The sequence below is a fragment of the Streptomyces sp. NPDC090021 genome, assembly GCF_044748225.1.
GTDB lineage: Bacteria > Actinomycetota > Actinomycetes > Streptomycetales > Streptomycetaceae > Streptomyces.
Window position 1 is genome coordinate 50461 of record NZ_JBIVFO010000020.1, and the last position, 17834, is coordinate 68294.

A 17834-nucleotide genomic window follows, 5' to 3' on the forward strand; every position below is an offset into this window, starting at 1 on the left:
TGGGGGACGACCACAACGCCCCCGACCCGAGGAATCGCGACCACCGTGTTCGATACGCTCTCCGACCGCTTGGCGAATACCTTCAAGGGCCTGCGCGGCAAAGGCCGGCTGTCCGAGGCTGACATCGACGCAGCGGCCCGGGAAATCCGTATCGCCCTCCTCGAGGCCGACGTCGCCCTCCCCGTCGTCCGCTCCTTCATCGCGAACGTCAAGGAACGCGCGCGCGGCGAAGAGGTCAGCAAGGCCCTGAACCCGGGCCAGCAGGTCCTGAAGATCGTCAACGACGAGCTCATCACCATCCTCGGCGGCGAGACCCGGCGGCTGCGCCTCGCCAAGACCGCCCCCACCGTGATCATGCTCGCAGGTCTCCAGGGTGCCGGTAAGACCACCCTCGCCGGAAAGCTCGGTCTCTGGCTGAAGGGGCAGGGCCACACCCCGCTCCTCGTCGCGTGCGACCTCCAGCGCCCGAACGCCGTCAACCAGCTCTCCGTCGTCGCCGACCGCGCGGGCGTGGCCTTCTACGGTCCCCAGCCGGGCAACGGCGTCGGCGACCCGGTCCAGGTCGCGAAGGACTCCGTCGAGTACGCGCGCACCAAGCAGTTCGACGTCGTCATCGTCGACACCGCCGGCCGCCTCGGCATCGACGCCGAGCTGATGCAGCAGGCCGCGGACATCCGCGACGCCGTCAGCCCGGACGAGATCCTCTTCGTCGTCGACGCCATGATCGGCCAGGACGCGGTCAACACCGCCGAGGCCTTCCGTGACGGCGTCGGCTTCGACGGCGTGGTGCTCTCCAAGCTCGACGGCGACGCCCGCGGTGGTGCCGCGCTCTCCATCGCGCACGTCACCGGCAAGCAGATCATGTTCGCCTCGAACGGCGAGAAGCTCGACGACTTCGACGCCTTCCACCCCGACCGCATGGCGGGCCGGATCCTCGACATGGGTGACATGCTCACCCTCATCGAGCAGGCCGAGAAGACCTTCTCGCAGGCCGAGGCCGAGAAGATGGCGGCCAAGCTTGCCAAGGGCCCCAAGGAATTCACGCTCGACGACTTCCTCGCCCAGATGGAGCAGGTCCGCAAGATGGGCTCCATCTCCAAGCTGCTCGGCATGCTGCCCGGCATGGGGCAGATCAAGGACCAGATCAACAACATCGACGAGCGCGACGTCGACCGCACCGCCGCGATCATCAAGTCGATGACCCCGGCGGAGCGCCAGGACCCGACGATCATCAACGGCTCGCGCCGCGCCCGTATCGCCAAGGGTTCCGGTACCGAGGTCAGCGCCGTCAAGTCGCTGGTCGAGCGGTTCTTCGACGCCCGCAAGATGATGTCCCGCATGGCCCAGGGCGGCGGCATGCCCGGCATGCCCGGCATCCCCGGGATGGGCGGCGGCCCCGGCCGGCAGAAGAAGCAGGTCAAGCAGGCCAAGGGCAAGCGCAAGAGCGGCAACCCGATGAAGCGCAAGCAGGAGGAGGCCGCAGCGGCCGCCCGCCGCGAGCAGGGCCCGCAGACGGTCGACCCGGCGGCCGCGTCCAACCCGTTCGGCCTCCCGGCCGGCGGCCAGGGCGGTCAGGACTTCGACCTGCCGGACGAGTTCAAGAAGTTCATGAAGTAGCGGGCGGACGAGCCACGACGACGAGGGGCCCCGACCGGGGCACGGGCACCGGCCCGGACGGTCGGGGCCCCTCGTCGCGTGGCCGTACGGCGGCGGTTACGGCACCCGGGCGATCACGTACCGGAAGATGTTCGGCAGCCACACGGTGCCGTCGGGTCGCTCGAAGGGGTGAAGCGCCTCGGCGAGCTCCTTCTCCGCCAGCGAGGCATCGGACGCGCCGTCGTACAGCCCGGTCGACAGCAGCCCCCGCACCGCGCTGTCCACGTCCGCGTAGCCGAAGGGGCAGAACACCCGCCCCGACCCGTCCGGCCGCAGCCCGGCGCGCTCCACGACGGCGTCCAGATCCCGGGGCACGGGCCCGCCGCCCAGCACCGTCGGCACCGTGCAGCGCTCCGCGGGACCCCAGTCGGCGAGCACCACGGCGCCGCCGCGTCTGACGGCCGGCAGGGCCGCGGCCAGGGCCTCCGGGGCGGGCGAGAAGGCCAGCAGGGCGTCGTACGGGCGGGCCGCCGGGGACGCCGCCGGCGGCTGCGCCAGCACCTCCAGCAGTCGCTCACGGGCCAGCGCCCGCCGGGCCGGATCCGCCTCCACGCCGGTGGCCGCGGCTCCCCGCCCGGCCGCCAGCAGCAGGGCCAGGCCGGCCCCGCAGTCGAGGCCCAGCAGCCGGTCCCCCGGCCCGACCTCCAGCCGGTCGTAGACCGCCTCGTACAGCGGTACCAGCATCCGTTCCTGGATTTCCGCCCAGTCCCGGGCGACGAGCGTCGCGGTCGGCGTCGGTGTCATCGAATGAGCGCTCCTGATTCCGTGTCGCCCCCCAGCCCCCGTTGCCAGAGAACTCCCCATTCGCCCCCGCGTCCAGAGGAGCGCGGCACCCGATTCACGCATCCTGTGCCGGGCGCCGTACGATTCGCGGCATGGCAAAGGCACCCGTTCTCACCCCGCAGGCGGAGGATTTCCCCCGCTGGTACCAGGATCTGATCAACAAGGCCGAGCTGGCCGACAACGGTCCGGTCCGCGGCACCATGGTCATCCGACCGTACGGCTACGGCCTGTGGGAGCGGATGCAGCAGGAGATGGACGCCCGCATCAAGGACCAGGGCGCCCAGAACGCGTACTTCCCCCTCTTCATCCCGCAGTCGTACCTGACGAGGGAAGCCGAGCACGTCGAGGGCTTCGCCCCCGAGCTGGCGGTCGTCACGCACGGCGGCGGCAAGGAGCTGGAGGAGCCGGTCGTCGTCCGGCCCACGTCCGAGACGATCATCAACGACTACTTCTCCAAGTGGGTCCAGAGCTACCGCGACCTGCCCCTGCTGATCAACCAGTGGGCCAACGTGGTCCGCTGGGAGATGCGCCCCCGCGTCTTCCTCCGCACGAGCGAGTTCCTCTGGCAGGAGGGCCACACGGCCCACGCCACCTACGAGGACGCCCGCGACTACGCCGCCCGCATCCACCGTGACGTCTACGGCGACTTCATGACGAACGTGCTCGGCATCGACGTCGTGCTCGGCCGCAAGACCGCCAAGGAGCGCTTCGCCGGCGCCATCAACACCCTCACCCTGGAGGGCATGATGGGTGACGGCAAGGCCCTGCAGATGGGCACCAGCCACGAGCTCGGCACCAACTTCGCCCAGGCCTTCAACACGCAGTACCTGTCGAAGGAGGGCAAGCAGGAGCTGGTCTGGCAGACCTCGTGGGGCGTCTCGACCCGCATGGTCGGCGGTCTGATCATGTCCCACGGCGACGACAACGGACTGCGCGTCCCGCCGCGCCTCGCCCACGTCCAGGTCGTCGTCATGGCGATCAAGGGTGACGAGGCCGTCGCCAAGGTCCGCGAGCTGGGCGACCGGCTGAAGGCCGCCGGCATCCGCGTCCAGGTCGACGACCGGGTCGACACCCCCTTCGGCCGCCGCGCCGTGGACTGGGAGCTCAAGGGCGTTCCGGTCCGCATCGAGATCGGTCCCCGCGACCTGGAGGCCGGAACCGCGATGCTGGCCCGCCGGATCCCGGGCGGGAAGACCCCGGTCCAGATCGACGCGCTCGTCGACCTGCTGCCCAAGGTGCTGGACGAGGACCAGGCGCAGCTGCTGCGCGAGTCCCGCGAGCGCCGCGAGTCCCGTACGTCCGACGTCGCGACCATCGAGGAGGCCGCCGAGGCCGCCGTCGCCGGCGGCTGGGCGCGGATCCCGTGGGCCGACCTCGGCCCGGAGGGCGAGGCGAAGCTGGCCGAGCAGGCCGTCTCCGTGCGCTGCCTGGTGGCCGAGGACGGGTCCGTCCCGGACGCCGACGACGCTCCCGGTACCCTCGCGATCGTGGCGCGCTCGTACTGATCTCGCCGTCGGAGCCCTCCGGGTCCCGGCGTGCGGCGGGTGCCGCGCGCCGGGGCCGGGGCTTTTTGGTCGACATTACGCACCGACTCCTCCTGAGTTCGGCGCACCCGTCCTCGTCGGGACGCATCAGACTGAACTGACTGGTACGTGCAAAAAATTTGGAATGGCCCGGAATCGGAACACCCGGGCACCTCGGCTCGTTGTCACGACGTGAGCACGACACCACCTGTTCTCGCCGCAGAGCTGGCGCAGGCGTGGGCCGACATTCAGCGGTACCACCCCGAGCTGCCTGACCTTGCCGCGCCCGAGTCCCTGATCGGAGAGTCCTCGTCCGCCTGTGGCGCCGAGCTCTCCTTCGAGCGACTGCTGCACGAGGCAGTCCACGGCATCGCGGCCGCCCGCGGTGTCCGCGACACCTCCCGCGCAGGCCGCTACCACAACCGAAGATTCCTCGCGATCGCCGAGGAGATGGGGCTGGACCACTCCGACGAGCCGCACGCGAGCAGCGGCTTCTCGCTGGTCACGCTCAATCCGGAGGCGAAGCGGCGCTACCGGCCCACCATGGAGCGGCTGCAGCGCGCGCTCAAGGCGCACACGGCCGCCACCGCCGCCGACACCAAGCGCAGCTTCCGGGGGCCCGCCGCGCGGCACGGTTCCTCGGGCGGCGGCGTGCGCGTCAAGGCGGTCTGCGACTGCGGGCGCAACGTACGGGTCGTCCCCTCCGTGCTCGCCCAGGCCCCGATCGTGTGCGGCGGCTGCATGAAGCCCTTCCGCATCCCCGAAGTCGCCATCGCGGCGGCCTCCTGACCGCCCTCCCGCCCGCCGACGGGACCACCGTCCCGCGGCGCGGAGGCCGCCGGGCCCACGCCCCCACCGGGGCGGCCGCCGCCGGCGCACGCGTGCCAGACGTGAGCGGGCCGCCGGCGGCAGTCCGTCCTGCCCACCCGGCCGAACGCGCCGCAGGCGTATGGCACAATGGCTAGCTGTACTCGACAGTCGCACAGGACCCCTCTCTCCTCCGGCTGACGCGTCCATCGGGCACCCGAGTACCGCAACCCCACGTGGCATCTCATGTGCCCTACCACGTCAAGTTCAGGAGACACCACTCCAGTGGCAGTCAAGATCAAGCTCAAGCGCCTCGGTAAGATCCGCTCTCCCCACTACCGCATCGTCGTCGCCGACGCCCGCACCCGCCGGGACGGCCGCGCGATCGAGGAGATCGGCATCTACCAGCCGACCTACAACCCGTCGCGCATCGAGGTCAACGGCGAGCGCGCCCAGTACTGGCTCTCCGTCGGCGCCCAGCCGACCGAGGCCGTTCTCGCCATCCTGAAGCTCACCGGTGACTGGCAGGCGCACAAGGGCCTCCCGGCCCCCGCGCCGCTGCTGCAGCCGGCCACGAAGGAAGACAAGCGTCGCTCCTTCGACGAGTTCGCCAAGGCCCTTGAGGGCATCGGCGAGGGCAAGGGCGAGGCCATCACGCAGAAGAAGAAGGCCGACAAGAAGGCGGACGAGGCCGAGGCCGCCGCCGAGTCGACCGAGGCCTGAGCATGCTCGAGGAGGCTCTTGAGCACCTCGTAAAGGGCATTGTGGACAACCCCGACGAAGTGCAGGTCGCCTCGCGCAACCTGCGCCGCGGGCAGGTGCTCGAGGTCCGGGTCCACCCCGACGACCTCGGCAAGGTGATCGGCCGCAACGGCCGCACCGCACGTGCCCTGCGTACCGTCGTGGGCGCCATCGGCGGCCGGGGGATCCGCGTCGACCTCGTCGACGTGGACCAGGTCCGCTGAGCAGTTGAATCACCGGCACGGGCCGGGGAGGGCACACGTGCCCGCCCCGGCCCGTCGTCGTCTGAACAGGAGAGGCACAGACAGTGGAGCTGGTAGTCGCGCGGATCGGCCGCGCCCACGGCATCAAGGGTGAGGTCACCGTCGAGGTGCGCACGGACGAGCCGGAACTGCGGCTCAGCCCCGGTGCCGTGCTGCGCACCGAACCGGCTTCGGCGGGCCCGCTGACCATCGAGACGGGCCGGGTGCACAGCGGCCGGCTGATGCTGCGCTTCGCGGGCGTCAAGGACCGCACGGCCGCGGAGTCGCTCCGCAACACCCTCCTCATCGCCGACGTGGACCCGGCGGAGCTGCCCGAGGAGGAGGACGAGTACTACGACCACCAGCTGATGGACCTGGACGTGGTGCTCGAAGACGGCACCGAGATCGGCCGGATCACCGAGATCTCGCACCTGCCCTCGCAGGACCTGTTCATCGTCGAGCGCCCCGACGGCACCGAGGTGATGATCCCCTTCGTCGAGGAGATCGTCGCCGAGATCGACCTGGAGGAGCAGCGCTGCGTCATCACCCCGCCGCCCGGGCTGATCGACGACCGCGCCGAGATCGCCTCCGCCCGTGACGCCGAGGCCGCGAGCTCCGAGGACGACGCCTGATGCGGCTCGACGTCGTCACGATCTTCCCCGAGTACCTGGAACCGCTGAACGTCTCCCTCGTCGGCAAGGCCCGCGCCCGCGGTCAGCTCGACGTGCACGTCCACGACCTGCGGAACTGGACCCACGACCGGCACAACACGGTCGACGACACCCCGTACGGCGGCGGCCCCGGCATGGTCATGAAGACCGGACCGTGGGGCGAGGCGCTGGACGAGACGCTCGCCGACGGTTACGAGGCGGGCGCGCACGGCCCGGTCATGGTGGTGCCCACGCCCAGCGGCCGTCCGTTCACCCAGGAACTCGCCGTGGAGCTCTCCGAGCGGCCGTGGCTGATCTTCACGCCCGCCCGCTACGAGGGCATCGACCGCCGGGTCATGGACGAGTACGCCACGCGGATGCCGGTGTACGAGGTCTCCATCGGTGACTATGTCCTGGCCGGCGGCGAGGCGGCCGTTCTGGTCGTCACCGAGGCCGTGGCGCGGCTGCTGCCCGGAGTGCTCGGCAACGCCGAGTCCCACCGGGACGACTCCTTCGCCCCCGGCGAGATGGCGAACCTGCTGGAGGGGCCCGTCTACACCAAGCCGCCCGTGTGGCGTGGCCGGGACATCCCCGACGTCCTGCTCAGCGGCCACCACGGCAGGATCGCCCGCTGGCGCCGGGACGAGGCCTTCCGCAGGACCGCGAGCAACCGCCCCGACCTGATCGAGCGCTGTGAGGCCTCCGGCTTCGACAAGAAGGACCGCGAGATCCTCTCCATCCTGGGCTGGCAGCCGTCGCCGGACGGCCGATTTTGGCGCAGGCCGCAGGCCGTGGAAGAATAGGCGGCTGCTGTGTGCTCGCCGGACGCCCCTGCCACAGGGGGACCGTCGGCCGCCGAGTGGCACGGCTCCCGAATTCTCTACGGAAACCCGCACTGGCGACCTGTGGCGTCATGCGAAGAAAGCAGACGAAGAACATGTCTCACCTGCTCGATGGCGTCAACGCCGCCGCGCTCCGCTCGGACGTCCCGGCCTTCCGCCCGGGTGACACGATCAACGTGCACGTCCGCGTGATCGAGGGCAACCGCTCCCGTATCCAGCAGTTCAAGGGTGTCGTCATCCGCCGCCAGGGCTCCGGTGTCTCCGAGACCTTCACCGTTCGCAAGGTCTCCTTCAGCGTCGGCGTGGAGCGTACCTTCCCGGTCCACTCCCCGATCTTCGAGAAGATCGAGCTCGTCACCCGCGGTGACGTCCGCCGTGCGAAGCTGTACTACCTCCGTGAGCTCCGCGGCAAGGCCGCGAAGATCAAGGAGAAGCGCGACAAGTAAGGTCGCCACCGGTGTCCGGGGACGGCCGGATAGGCTCGCCCCCGATGGACACCGAAGCACCTCACACGCAGCGCGGTCACTCTTCCCCCCGAGAGGGGGAGGGGTGGCCGCGTTCTGCGTTCTCCCGGACGACCGACGGGGCCGGGCCCGGACGGAGGCAGCCGACCTGGCGCCGGGCCGGAGCGCTCGGCGTGATCTGCGCGGTTTTCCTGCTGCTGCTCAGCAATTTCGTCGTACAGCCCTTCCTGATCCCGAGCCGTTCCATGGAGCCCACGCTCCGGGTCGGGGACCGGGTACTGGTCAACAAACTGGCGTACCGTTTCGGCGATCAGCCGGGCCGCGGGGACGTCGTGGTCTTCGACGGCACGGGTTCCTTCGTGCGGGAGCGGCCGGACGGCAGCCCGGTCGGCGCCCTGGTGCGCGGCGCCGCCTCGGCGCTGGGGCTCGCGGAGCCCTCCGACACCGACTTCGTGAAACGGGTGGTGGGCGTGGGTGGTGACGACGTGGTCTGCTGCGACGCGGGCGGCCGGGTCTCGGTCAACGGCGTTCCGCTGGACGAGCCGTACCTGCACCCCGGGGACGCGCCCTCGACGGTGCCCTTCCGCATCGTCGTGCCGCTGGGGACCCTGTGGGTGATGGGCGATCATCGTTCCCAGTCCCGGGACTCACGGGACCACCTCGGAGAACCGGGCGGGGGGATGGTTCCGGTGGAGAAGGTGATCGGGCGGGCCGACTGGATCGGCTGGCCGGTTTCGCGCTGGGGTGCCGTCGGCGGCGGCCATGGGTAGCCGCGGACGGCCGAGGGGCCGACGGGAGCGGGAACCGGAGCCGAGCGGACGATCGAGGGCCAGACGGGAACGCGAGCCGGAACCGGATTTCGGGGGTACGCCGCGGGACCGGTGGGAGCCCGAGCCCGAACCGGATTTCCGGGGTACGCCGCAGGACCGGTGGGAGCCCGAGTCGGAACGGGACTTCCGGGGTACGCCGCAGGACCGGTGGGAGCCCGAACCCGAACCGGACCTGCGCGGCAGGGCCCGGGGCCGGCGGGAGCCCGAACCGGCCGCGGCGGAGGGGGGCCGGGCCCATCGGCGCCGGCTCGCCCGGAAGCTCCGGCGGCGCCGCCGTACGCGCCGGGCCGGAGAGCTGCCCCTGCTCGTGGTGGTGGCGCTGTGCATAGCCCTGCTCCTCAAGACCTTCCTGGTGCAGGCCTTCTTCATTCCGTCGGGCTCGATGGAGCAGACCATCCGGATCGGCGACCGGGTCCTCGTGGACAAGCTGACCCCGTGGTTCGGCTCCACGATCGAGCGCGGCGACATCGTCGTGTTCAAGGACCCCGGCGGCTGGCTCAAGGGCGAGGCGGCCCGGCCCCCCAAGGACCCGATCGTGGTCAAGCAGATCAAGCAGGCCCTGACCTTCATCGGTCTGCTGCCCTCGGCCGACGAACAGGACCTGATCAAGCGCGTCATCGGCGTCGGCGGGGACACCGTCAAGTGCTGCGACGCCCGGGGCCGGGTCACCGTCAACGGCTCGCCGCTCGACGAGCCGTACGTCAACCCGGGCAACACCCCCTCCGACATCCCTTTCGAGGTGGAGGTGCCGGCCGGGAGGCTCTTCGTGATGGGTGACCACCGAGCGAATTCGGCCGATTCCCGCTTCCACCTCGACGAGGCCTTCGAGGGCACGATCGACGAAAAAGGCGTCGTGGGGGAGGCCGTGGTGATCGCTTGGCCGTTCGGGCACTGGACCCGTCTGGAGCAGCCCGCGACCTTCCGCATGGTGCCCGATCAGGCACGCCGCGAAGGACGCGGCCGGAGACGACGCCGGACGGGCACACCGTTCGCATAGTGTGTCCTCGGTCTCCCGAGCCTTAGGGAACTCCCGCTCGTTAAGGGAGGGGAGGGCCCGTGTCCGGTCCGGCGCGGGCGGTGATCGTGAGTGAGGAGTGGATGTGGGGGACGTGGCGGTAGGCGCACGGTCCGGACGCGACGAGGGCGAGGAGCGGCCGGACGACGCCGTCGCGCGAAAGGCCGAGGAGGACGGCGCTCTGGAGAAGCCGCACCGTTCCTTCTGGAAGGAGTTGCCGCTCCTCATCGGCATCGCCCTGCTGCTGGCCCTGCTGATCAAGACCTTCCTGGTCCAGGCGTTCTCGATCCCCTCCAACTCGATGCAGGACACCCTGCAGCGCGGGGACCGGGTGCTGGTCGACAAGCTCACCCCGTGGTTCGGCTCCGAGCCGGAGCGCGGCGAGGTCGTGGTCTTCCACGACCCGGCGGACTGGCTCTCGGGCGAGCCCACGCCGGAGCCGAACCTCGCGCAGCAGATCCTCAGCAAAATCGGCCTGATGCCGGACGCCTCCGAGAAGGACCTGATCAAGCGGACCATCGCCATCGGCGGTGACACGGTCGAGTGCAAGAAGGGCGGACCGGTCGTCGTCAACGGCAAGCCGCTCGACGAGCCGTACATCTACCCGGGCAACACCCCGTGCGACGACGCCCCGTTCGGCCCGCTCAAGGTGCCCCAGGGCAAGATCTGGGTGATGGGCGACCACCGGCAGAACTCCCAGGACTCCCGCTACCACATGCAGGACTCCACCGGGGGCTTCGTGCCGGTCGACAAGGTCGTCGGGCGGGCCGTCGTGATCGCGTGGCCGGTCACCCGCTGGTCCACCCTGCCGGTCCCGGACACCTACGACCAGCCGGGCATCGGCAACCAGGCCGCGGCAACCGCGCTCGGTCTCGGGGCCGCCGGACTGGCGCCGGTCGGGCTCGGGCCGGCCGCGCTGGGGCTCACCGGAGCGGTCCCGCTCGTGATGTGGCGCCGCCGGAGGCTGACCAGCGGCCGTACCGACGGGTAGGGTGCCGCCCAGGTCGACGATCCCGATGTGGGGGCGCTGGAATGGGCGGAACTGAAGCGATACGCAGTGGCAAGGATGGCCGCGGCGGTCTCGGCAACGTGTTGTCGGGGATCGTCGTGGCCATCGGCTTTGCGCTCTTCCTCGGCGGCTTCGTGTGGGGGGCGTTCGTCTACCGGCCCTACACGGTCCCGACCGACTCGATGATGCCGACGGTGCGGCCCGGCGACCGGGTACTCGCCCAGCGCATCGACGGCGGTGAGGTGCGCCGTGGGGACGTCGTCATCTTTACTGATTCCATGTGGAGCGATTCGCCCATGGTCAAGCGGGTCGTCGGCGTCGGCGGCGACACCGTCAGGTGCTGTGGAGCGGGCGGCGAGCTGACCGTGAACGGCACACCGCTGGACGAGCCCTACGCCGACACCAGTCGGCCGGACTCGGGCCTGGCCATGCCGCCCGGGCAGGCCCCGCCCCCCGGGACCCCCTTCGAGGTGACGGTCCCCGAGGAGAACCTCTTCCTGCTGGGCGACCGCCGTGCCGCCTCGCTGGACTCACGGGCCCACCTCCAGGAGGCCGGGCAGGGCACCGTGCCCCGGTCGGCCGTCAGCGCCCGCGTCGACGCGCTGGTCCGGCCGTCCGTGACGATGCTGGAGCGGCCGGGGACGTACGCGGCCCTGCCCGGCGGGATCTCGGGGCACGGGCCGCTGCGGCTCCAGATGGCGGCCGTGGTCGCCGGAGCCGCCCTGGTGGTGCTGGGGTCCGCGTACGGGCCCCTCGTACGGATCCTGGGCCGCGGGCGACGGGAGCGGGCCGGTGTCTCCTGAACCGGCGGGCGGGCACGGCCCGCGGCAGGTGTCCCGGGTCATCCTGCTGGACCCGGCGGACCGGATCCTGCTCCTGCACGGCTTCGAACCGGCCGACCCCTCGGACGACTGGTGGTTCACCCCCGGCGGCGGGCTGGAGGGGGCGGAGACCCGCGAGCAGGCCGCACTGCGCGAGCTGGCGGAGGAGACCGGGATCACCGAGGTGGAGCTGGGCCCCGTGCTCTGGCACCGCTTCTGCTCCTTCCCCTTCGACGGCCGGCGCTGGGAGCAGGACGAGTGGTACTTCCTGGCCCGGACCAGCCGGACCACGACCTGGATGGGCGGTCTGACCGAGCTGGAACGGCGCAGCGTCACCGGAGCCAGGTGGTGGACCTCCGAGGAACTTCTCACGGCACGTGAGACGGTGTACCCGACCAGACTCGCCGAGCTGCTCCGCACGCTGCTCGACGACGGTCCTCCGGGTGCGCCGGTGGTCCTGGCCCCGGAAATCGTCTAGGGGCGCACGGCGCTGGCGCACAATAGGGGGACGCACGGCTGAAGGGGAACATGCCATGAGTGCCGAGGACCTCGAAAAGTACGAGACCGAGATGGAGCTGAAGCTCTATCGGGAGTACCGCGACGTCGTCGGGCTGTTCAAGTACGTGATCGAGACCGAACGTCGTTTCTACCTCACCAACGACTACGAGATGCAGGTGCACTCGGTCCAGGGCGAGGTGTTCTTCGAGGTCTCCATGGCCGACGCCTGGGTCTGGGACATGTACCGGCCGGCCCGCTTCGTGAAGCAGGTACGGGTGCTGACCTTCAAGGACGTGAACATCGAGGAGCTCAACAAGAGCGACCTCGAACTGCCCGGGAGCTGAGCCGCCTCACCCGGGAGGGTGACGGGTCTGTCCACAGCGGCCGGGTTGTCCACCAAGATCCACACGGTGGGCGGGGACGCGGGACCGTCGGTGCCGGAGGTGGTGCCGGATGGACGCGAAGAGCGTGGCACGGCAGGCATTGGGGCGGTACGGCGAGGAGCTCGCGGCACGACGGCTGACCGAGGCCGGGATGACCGTCATCGCGCGGAACTGGCGGTGCCGCGCCGGGGAGATCGACATCGTCGCGCGCGACGGGGACGCCCTCGTCGTGTGCGAGGTCAAGACACGGCGCGCGGGTGACTTCGAGCATCCGATGGCGGCGGTGCGGGCCGCGAAGGCGGACCGGCTGCGGCGGCTCGCCGGGCGCTGGCTCGCCGACCACGGCGGACCGCCGCCGGGCGGGGTCCGCATCGACCTCGTCGGCGTCCTGCTGCCGCGGCGCGGCGCGCCGCTGGTGGAACACGTCAGGGGGGTGGCCTGATGGGGTTCGCGCGAGCCTGCTCCGTGGCCCTGGTCGGCGTCGAAGGCGTGGTGGTCGAGGTCCAGGCCGACCTGGAGCCCGGGGTCGCGGCCTTCACGCTGGTGGGGCTGCCGGACAAGACCCTCGTCGAGAGCCGGGACCGGGTGCGCGCGGCCGTGGTGAACTCCGGAGCGGCCTGGCCGCAGAAGAAGCTCACGGTCGGGCTGAGTCCGGCGTCCGTGCCGAAGGCCGGCGCCGGCTTCGATCTGGCCGTCGCGATCGCGGTGCTCGGTGCCGCCGAGGTGGTCGATCCGGCGGTCATCGCCGATCTCGTGCTGATCGGCGAGCTGGGGCTGGACGGGCGGGTGCGTCCGGTCCGGGGGATCCTGCCGGCCGTCCTCGCCGCGGCGGAGGCCGGCCACCGTCAGGTGGTCGTGCCGCAGCAGTGCGCCGCCGAGGCCGCGCTCGTGCCGGACGTCTCGGTGCTCGGCGTACGCAGCCTGCGCCAGTTGATCGCCGTCCTGACCGACGGGGCGGTGCCGGAGGAGGAACCGCCGGACCCGCCGGGCCGCCCGGACCCGATACTGGCCGGACTGCTCGTGCCCGGAGCGGGCCTGGGCAGCGGTCTCGCCCCGGCACGTCCCGGCGGGGACTGCGCCGACTTCCCGGACCTCGCCGATGTGACGGGGCAGCACACGGCGCGCCGCGCCCTCGAAGTGGCGGCCGCCGGCGGACACCACCTGTTCCTGAGCGGACCGCCGGGCGCGGGCAAGACGATGCTGGCCGAGCGGCTGCCCTGGATCCTGCCGCCGCTCACCCGGCAGGACTCCGTGGAGGTCACCGCCGTCCACTCGGTCGCGGGAATCCTGCCGCCCGGCGAACCGCTGGTCTCCCGGCCCCCGTACTGCGCCCCGCACCACTCGGCGACCATGCAGTCCCTGGTGGGCGGCGGAACAGGGGTGCCCCGGCCCGGAGCGGTCTCCCTGGCCCATCGGGGCATTCTCTTCCTGGACGAGGCCGCCGAGTTCCACAGCCGGGCGCTGGACGCGCTGCGCCAGCCCCTCGAATCGGGGCACGTGGTGATCGCCCGCGCCGCCGGAGTGGTGCGGCTGCCCGCCAGGTTCCTGATGGTGCTCGCGGCGAATCCCTGCCCCTGCGGGCGCCACACCCTGCACGGGTCGGGATGCGAATGCCCGCCCTCGGTGATCCGGCGTTACCAGGCCCGGCTGTCGGGGCCGTTGCTCGACCGGGTGGACCTGAGGGTGGAGGTCGAGCCCGTGTCCCGCGGGGACTTGCTGGGGCAGGGCGGCCGGGGGGAGACCACCGCGGTGGTCGCCGACCGGGTGTGCGCGGCCCGGGAGCGGGCCGCGAGCCGGTTCGCGGGCACCCCGTGGCGGCTCAACTCGGAGCTCCCGGGCCAGGAGTTGAGGACCCGTTGGCAGGCGGCCCCGGGCGCTCTGGCGCAGGCCGAGCGAGAACTGGAGCGGGGACTGCTGACGGCGCGCGGCCTGGACCGGGTCCTGCGGGTCGCCTGGACCGTCGCCGACCTGCGGGGGCGGGACCGGCCCGAGGCGCTGGACGTGGCCGTGGCGTTGGAGCTGCGGACGGGTATCGCCCGTGGGGCCGTCTCGATGACGGGGGCCGGGGCATGACCGGTACGGGGGAGGAGGAGCTGCTGGCGCGGGCGGCGCTGACCCGGGTGCTGGAGCCGGGGGACGTGCACGGCGGGCGCTGGCTCCGGGAGCACGGCGCCACAGGGCTGCTGAGGCTGCTGGCCGACCCGGAGGCGCCATGGCTGCCGTCGCCCGGGGTGGGGCCCGAGCGGCTCGCCGCCTACCGCAGACGGGCGGAGCTGGCCGACCCCCGGCGGGACCTGGAGCTCGCGGCCGCCGCGGGAGGCCGGTTCGTGCACCCCGGTTCGCCGGAGTGGCCGACGCAACTGGACGACCTCGGCGACGAACGGCCCGTCGGGCTGTGGCTGCGGGGGCGGCCGAACCTGCGCACCTGGGCGCTGCGTTCGGTCGCCGTGGTCGGGGCCCGGGCCTGCACCCCGTACGGCGCGCACATGGCGCAGACCCTGGCCGCCGGGCTCGCCGAGCGGGGCTGGGTCGTGGTCTCCGGCGCCGCCTTCGGCATCGACGGCGCCGCGCACCGCGGGGCCCTCGCCCCCGGCGGCGCGACCGCGGCGGTGCTCGCCTGCGGGGTGGACGTCGCCTATCCCCGGGGACACGCCGGACTGCTCGGCCGGATCGCCGGTCAGGGACTGGTCCTCGGGGAGTTGCCGCCCGGCAGCCATCCCACGCGCAGCCGGTTCGTCCTGCGCAACCGGGTCATCGCGGCCCTCACCCGCGGCACCGTCGTGGTGGAGGCCGCCCACCGCAGCGGTTCCCTGGTGACCGCCCGGCGGGCCCAGCGGCTCGGGCGGTTCACGATGGGCGTCCCGGGGCCCGCCACCAGCGGGCTCTCGGCCGGCGTGCACGAACTGCTGAGGGGCGAGGCGGTGCTGGTCACCGATGCCGCGGAGGTGGTCGAACTCGTCGGCTCCATCGGGGAGCTGGCGCCCGAGCGGCGTGGCCCGGTGCTCGCCCGCGACCTCCTGGACCCGGAGACCGGCCGCGTGCTCGAAGCCCTCCCGGCCGGCCGCCCGGCCACCGCGGCCGAGGTGGCACTCGTCGCGGGCACCGGCACCGATGAAGTCATCGGCAGACTGTACGAACTTCACTCTCTGGGGTTCGTCGAACGGCAGGGCGACGGCTGGCAGTTGGGCGGAGATACGGCTGGAGACGGCAGGCAAACCCGCTCCGCCCGGCGAGGCGGTCATTGACCTGGGGACTTCCGGTGAAAGAGTGAAACCGATGAGAGACGCGGTCCTCCCGGTGGCAGTCGCCGGGACCGTGCGCCAGGCGCCGGTCCCGGGTCGCCCGCGCGAGCCGGGGCGCCCCTCGGCCCCCGCGCCATCCCGTACTCTTCGCGCACCGCGACACTTCCGTCACGCTACGCTCCCAAGGAATCCGGCTCCGGCAAAGGCGACGCATGCCCCAGCACACCTCAGGGTCCGACCGCGCTGCGGTGCCCCCCGCTGCCCGCGGCAGCGTGCGGTCCACCGCGCCCTCGTCCCTGGAGGTGCTGTGGCGCTCGTACAAGGACTCGGGTGACGAACGGCTGCGGGAGCAGCTGATCCTGCACTACTCACCCCTGGTGAAGTACGTGGCCGGCCGCGTCAGCGTGGGCCTGCCGCCCAACGTGGAGCAGGCCGACTTCGTCTCCTCCGGGGTTTTCGGGCTCATCGACGCGATCGAGAAGTTCGACATCGACCGGTCGATCAAGTTCGAGACCTACGCGATCACCAGGATCCGCGGCGCGATGATCGACGAACTGCGGGCGCTGGACTGGATCCCCCGCTCGGTCCGGCAGAAGGCGCGGGCCGTGGAGCGGGCCTACGCCACGCTGGAGGCCCAGCTGCGGCGCACCCCGACGGAGACCGAGGTCGCCGGGGAGATGGGGATCGGTGTGGAGGACCTCCACACCGTCTTCAGCCAGTTGTCACTCGCGAACGTGGTCGCCCTGGAGGAGCTGCTGCACGTCGGCGGGGATGGCGGCGACCGCCTCTCGCTGATGGACACGCTGGAGGACACCGCCGCCGACGACCCGGTGGAGGTGGCGGAGGACCGCGAACTGCGGCGGCTGCTGGCGCGGGCCATCAACACGCTGCCCGAGCGGGAGAAGACCGTGGTCACCCTCTACTACTACGAGGGCCTCACCCTGGCCGAGATCGGCAACGTGCTGGGCGTCACCGAGAGCCGGGTCAGCCAGATCCACACCAAGTCCGTGCTGCAACTGCGCGCAAAATTGGCAGATGTCGGGCGGTGAGCTTGCGGTCCCTCCGTAGAGTGGACGTGTGCCCAGGATTCGAGCGGCCTCCGTGGCCGAGCACCGGTCGATGCAGCGCGGCGCCCTGTTGGACGCCGCACGCTCCCTGCTGTCCGAAGGCGGGACGGAAGCGCTGACCTTCCCCGCCCTGGCGGAGCGGACCGGACTCGCCCGGTCCTCCGTGTACGAGTACTTCCGCTCCCGCGCGGCCGTGGTCGAAGAGCTGTGCGCCGTGGACTTCCCCGTGTGGGCCGCCGAGATCGAGGGGGCGATGGAGCGGGCCGATTCGCCCGAGGCGAAGGTCGAGGCCTACGTGCGCAGCCAGCTGGGCCTGGTGGGCGACCGTCGGCACCGGGCGGTCGTGGCGATCTCGGCCGGCGAGCTGGACGCGGGAGCGCGCGAGAAGATCCGCGCCGCGCACGGCGGGCTGATCGAGATGATCGTCGAGGCCCTGGCCGCCCTCGGGCAGGAGCAGCCGAGGCTGGCCGCGATGCTGCTCCAGGGGGTCGTGGACGCCGCCGTGCGCCGCATCGAGCTCGGTGCGGCGGAGGATCCCGAGGTCATCACGGAGACGGCCCTGGCCATCGCGCTGCGGGGTGTCCGGGGCTGAGCCCCGCTTCCCCTGCGGCCTCCGCCGTCCCGCCGCGGGCTCCGGCCGGGCCGGGATCCGGCAGCAGGCGCGGGGTGGGCCGCGCCAGCAGCGTCAGCGGGTTCAGGTACGCCTCGCCCGACAGCAGGCCCCAGTGCAGGCAGGGCCCCGGGCAGTGGGACCCCTCCGTGAGCACCGCCACCACCTGGCCCGCCGAGACCTCCTCGCCCTCCGCGACCAGCGGCCGGACCGGTTCGTAGGTCGTGCGCAGGCCGTTCGGCAGGGCGAGGGAGAGGACTCCGCGGCCCGCGACCTGCCCGGCGTGATGGACCCGGCCGGCGGCGACCGCCCGTAGCTCCGCACCCACCGGGGCGGCCAGGTCCACCCCGCGGTGGCCGGCCGCGTACGGCGTCGGCGGCGGATCCCACCAGCGCGTCACCGACAGCGGCGCGGGGAGCGGGCGGACCGCGGGGAGAGTCGGCGGGGCGGGGAGGGCCGGCGGGGCGGGGAGGGTCGCCCGGGACAGCGCCAGCAGCAGGCTGAGCAGCAGTGTCGTCATGCACCGAAGCGTCCCGCGCACCCCTGCGGCAGCGGGCCGGCCTGTGGACGGATGCGGCGCTGTGGACAACGGCGTCACCCGGCATACCGCCGGGTCCCGTACACTTCTTGTGGCGATCCGGGTCACCGGGT

General features: G+C 72.1%; 21 protein-coding genes. 19 read left to right on the forward strand and 2 right to left on the reverse strand.

Annotated features, from left to right (window positions below):
• The first annotated feature begins 45 nt into the window (after window positions 1-45).
• Window positions 46-1617: a signal recognition particle protein gene (ffh, locus tag ACIPXC_RS17975; RefSeq protein ID WP_401618736.1), complete on the forward strand. Its 1572-nt coding sequence runs from the start codon at window positions 46-48 to the stop codon at window positions 1615-1617.
• A gap of 96 nt (window positions 1618-1713) precedes the next feature.
• On the opposite strand, the gene ACIPXC_RS17980 is transcribed toward ffh, so the two are convergent.
• Entirely contained in the window at window positions 1714-2400 is a 687-nt protein-coding gene (locus tag ACIPXC_RS17980) for a methyltransferase type 11 (RefSeq protein ID WP_401618739.1), read from the reverse strand.
• A 131-nt stretch (window positions 2401-2531) separates the two neighbouring features.
• On the opposite strand from ACIPXC_RS17980, the gene proS reads away from it, so the two are divergent.
• From proS to ACIPXC_RS18070, 18 genes are all read left to right on the forward strand, one after another.
• The gene (proS, locus tag ACIPXC_RS17985) at window positions 2532-3944 is read left to right on the forward strand and encodes a proline--tRNA ligase (protein ID WP_401618742.1); all 1413 of its coding nucleotides are present in this window, start codon (window positions 2532-2534) and stop codon (window positions 3942-3944) included.
• Between the two features lie 210 nt (window positions 3945-4154).
• Window positions 4155-4751: a hypothetical protein gene (locus tag ACIPXC_RS17990; RefSeq protein WP_031148710.1), complete on the forward strand. Its 597-nt coding sequence runs from the start codon at window positions 4155-4157 to the stop codon at window positions 4749-4751.
• Window positions 4752-5054: 303 nt separating this feature from the next.
• A complete protein-coding gene (gene rpsP, locus ACIPXC_RS17995) occupies window positions 5055-5492 on the forward strand; it encodes a 30S ribosomal protein S16 (RefSeq protein WP_030031059.1) in 438 nt (145 codons plus the stop codon).
• Window positions 5493-5494: 2 nt separating this feature from the next.
• Window positions 5495-5734, forward strand: coding sequence for an RNA-binding protein (locus tag ACIPXC_RS18000; protein WP_030011889.1), 240 nt, complete (start codon window positions 5495-5497; stop codon window positions 5732-5734).
• A gap of 83 nt (window positions 5735-5817) precedes the next feature.
• Window positions 5818-6384, forward strand: coding sequence for a ribosome maturation factor RimM (rimM, locus tag ACIPXC_RS18005; RefSeq protein ID WP_401618745.1), 567 nt, complete (start codon window positions 5818-5820; stop codon window positions 6382-6384).
• Window positions 6384-7205: a tRNA (guanosine(37)-N1)-methyltransferase TrmD gene (trmD, locus tag ACIPXC_RS18010; RefSeq protein ID WP_401618748.1), complete on the forward strand. Its 822-nt coding sequence runs from the start codon at window positions 6384-6386 to the stop codon at window positions 7203-7205. The genes rimM and trmD overlap by 1 nt, the downstream gene beginning before the upstream one ends.
• Window positions 7206-7339: 134 nt before the next feature.
• Window positions 7340-7690: a 50S ribosomal protein L19 gene (gene rplS / locus ACIPXC_RS18015; protein ID WP_030031062.1), complete on the forward strand. Its 351-nt coding sequence runs from the start codon at window positions 7340-7342 to the stop codon at window positions 7688-7690.
• 44 nt (window positions 7691-7734) lie between these two features.
• Window positions 7735-8478, forward strand: coding sequence for a signal peptidase I (lepB, locus tag ACIPXC_RS18020; RefSeq protein ID WP_401618751.1), 744 nt, complete (start codon window positions 7735-7737; stop codon window positions 8476-8478).
• Between the two features lie 373 nt (window positions 8479-8851).
• Window positions 8852-9535 carry a signal peptidase I gene (lepB, locus tag ACIPXC_RS18025; RefSeq protein ID WP_401618754.1) on the forward strand — a complete coding sequence of 228 codons (684 nt, stop codon included), beginning with the start codon at window positions 8852-8854 and terminating at the stop codon, window positions 9533-9535.
• 112 nt (window positions 9536-9647) lie between these two features.
• On the forward strand, window positions 9648-10544 hold the full coding sequence (lepB, locus tag ACIPXC_RS18030) for a signal peptidase I (protein WP_401618756.1): 897 nt from the start codon (window positions 9648-9650) through the stop codon (window positions 10542-10544).
• Between the two features lie 41 nt (window positions 10545-10585).
• Complete coding sequence (gene lepB / locus ACIPXC_RS18035) at window positions 10586-11365, forward strand: signal peptidase I (RefSeq protein ID WP_401618759.1); 780 nt, start codon at window positions 10586-10588, stop codon at window positions 11363-11365.
• On the forward strand, window positions 11355-11861 hold the full coding sequence (locus ACIPXC_RS18040) for an NUDIX hydrolase (protein ID WP_401618762.1): 507 nt from the start codon (window positions 11355-11357) through the stop codon (window positions 11859-11861). Before lepB (ACIPXC_RS18035) ends, ACIPXC_RS18040 begins: the two co-directional genes overlap by 11 nt.
• Window positions 11862-11916: 55 nt before the next feature.
• The gene (locus ACIPXC_RS18045; RefSeq protein ID WP_005311352.1) at window positions 11917-12225 is read left to right on the forward strand and encodes a DUF2469 domain-containing protein; all 309 of its coding nucleotides are present in this window, start codon (window positions 11917-11919) and stop codon (window positions 12223-12225) included.
• Between the two features lie 109 nt (window positions 12226-12334).
• A complete protein-coding gene (locus tag ACIPXC_RS18050) occupies window positions 12335-12706 on the forward strand; it encodes a YraN family protein (RefSeq protein WP_392575334.1) in 372 nt (123 codons plus the stop codon).
• Window positions 12706-14337 carry a YifB family Mg chelatase-like AAA ATPase gene (locus ACIPXC_RS18055; protein ID WP_401618765.1) on the forward strand — a complete coding sequence of 544 codons (1632 nt, stop codon included), beginning with the start codon at window positions 12706-12708 and terminating at the stop codon, window positions 14335-14337. Before ACIPXC_RS18050 ends, ACIPXC_RS18055 begins: the two co-directional genes overlap by 1 nt.
• Window positions 14334-15509 (forward strand): DNA-processing protein DprA, encoded by a 1176-nt coding sequence (gene dprA / locus ACIPXC_RS18060; protein WP_401618768.1) that lies wholly within the window; start codon window positions 14334-14336, stop codon window positions 15507-15509. The genes ACIPXC_RS18055 and dprA overlap by 4 nt, the downstream gene beginning before the upstream one ends.
• 209 nt (window positions 15510-15718) lie before the next feature.
• Window positions 15719-16555, forward strand: coding sequence for an RNA polymerase sigma factor WhiG (gene whiG, locus ACIPXC_RS18065; RefSeq protein WP_401618771.1), 837 nt, complete (start codon window positions 15719-15721; stop codon window positions 16553-16555).
• Window positions 16556-16625: 70 nt separating this feature from the next.
• On the forward strand, window positions 16626-17165 hold the full coding sequence (locus ACIPXC_RS18070) for a TetR/AcrR family transcriptional regulator (RefSeq protein WP_401618913.1): 540 nt from the start codon (window positions 16626-16628) through the stop codon (window positions 17163-17165).
• On the opposite strand, the gene ACIPXC_RS18075 is transcribed toward ACIPXC_RS18070, so the two are convergent.
• A complete protein-coding gene (locus ACIPXC_RS18075; RefSeq protein ID WP_401618773.1) occupies window positions 17119-17703 on the reverse strand; it encodes a M23 family metallopeptidase in 585 nt (194 codons plus the stop codon). The genes ACIPXC_RS18070 and ACIPXC_RS18075 overlap by 47 nt on opposite strands.
• Window positions 17704-17834 lie beyond the last annotated feature (131 nt).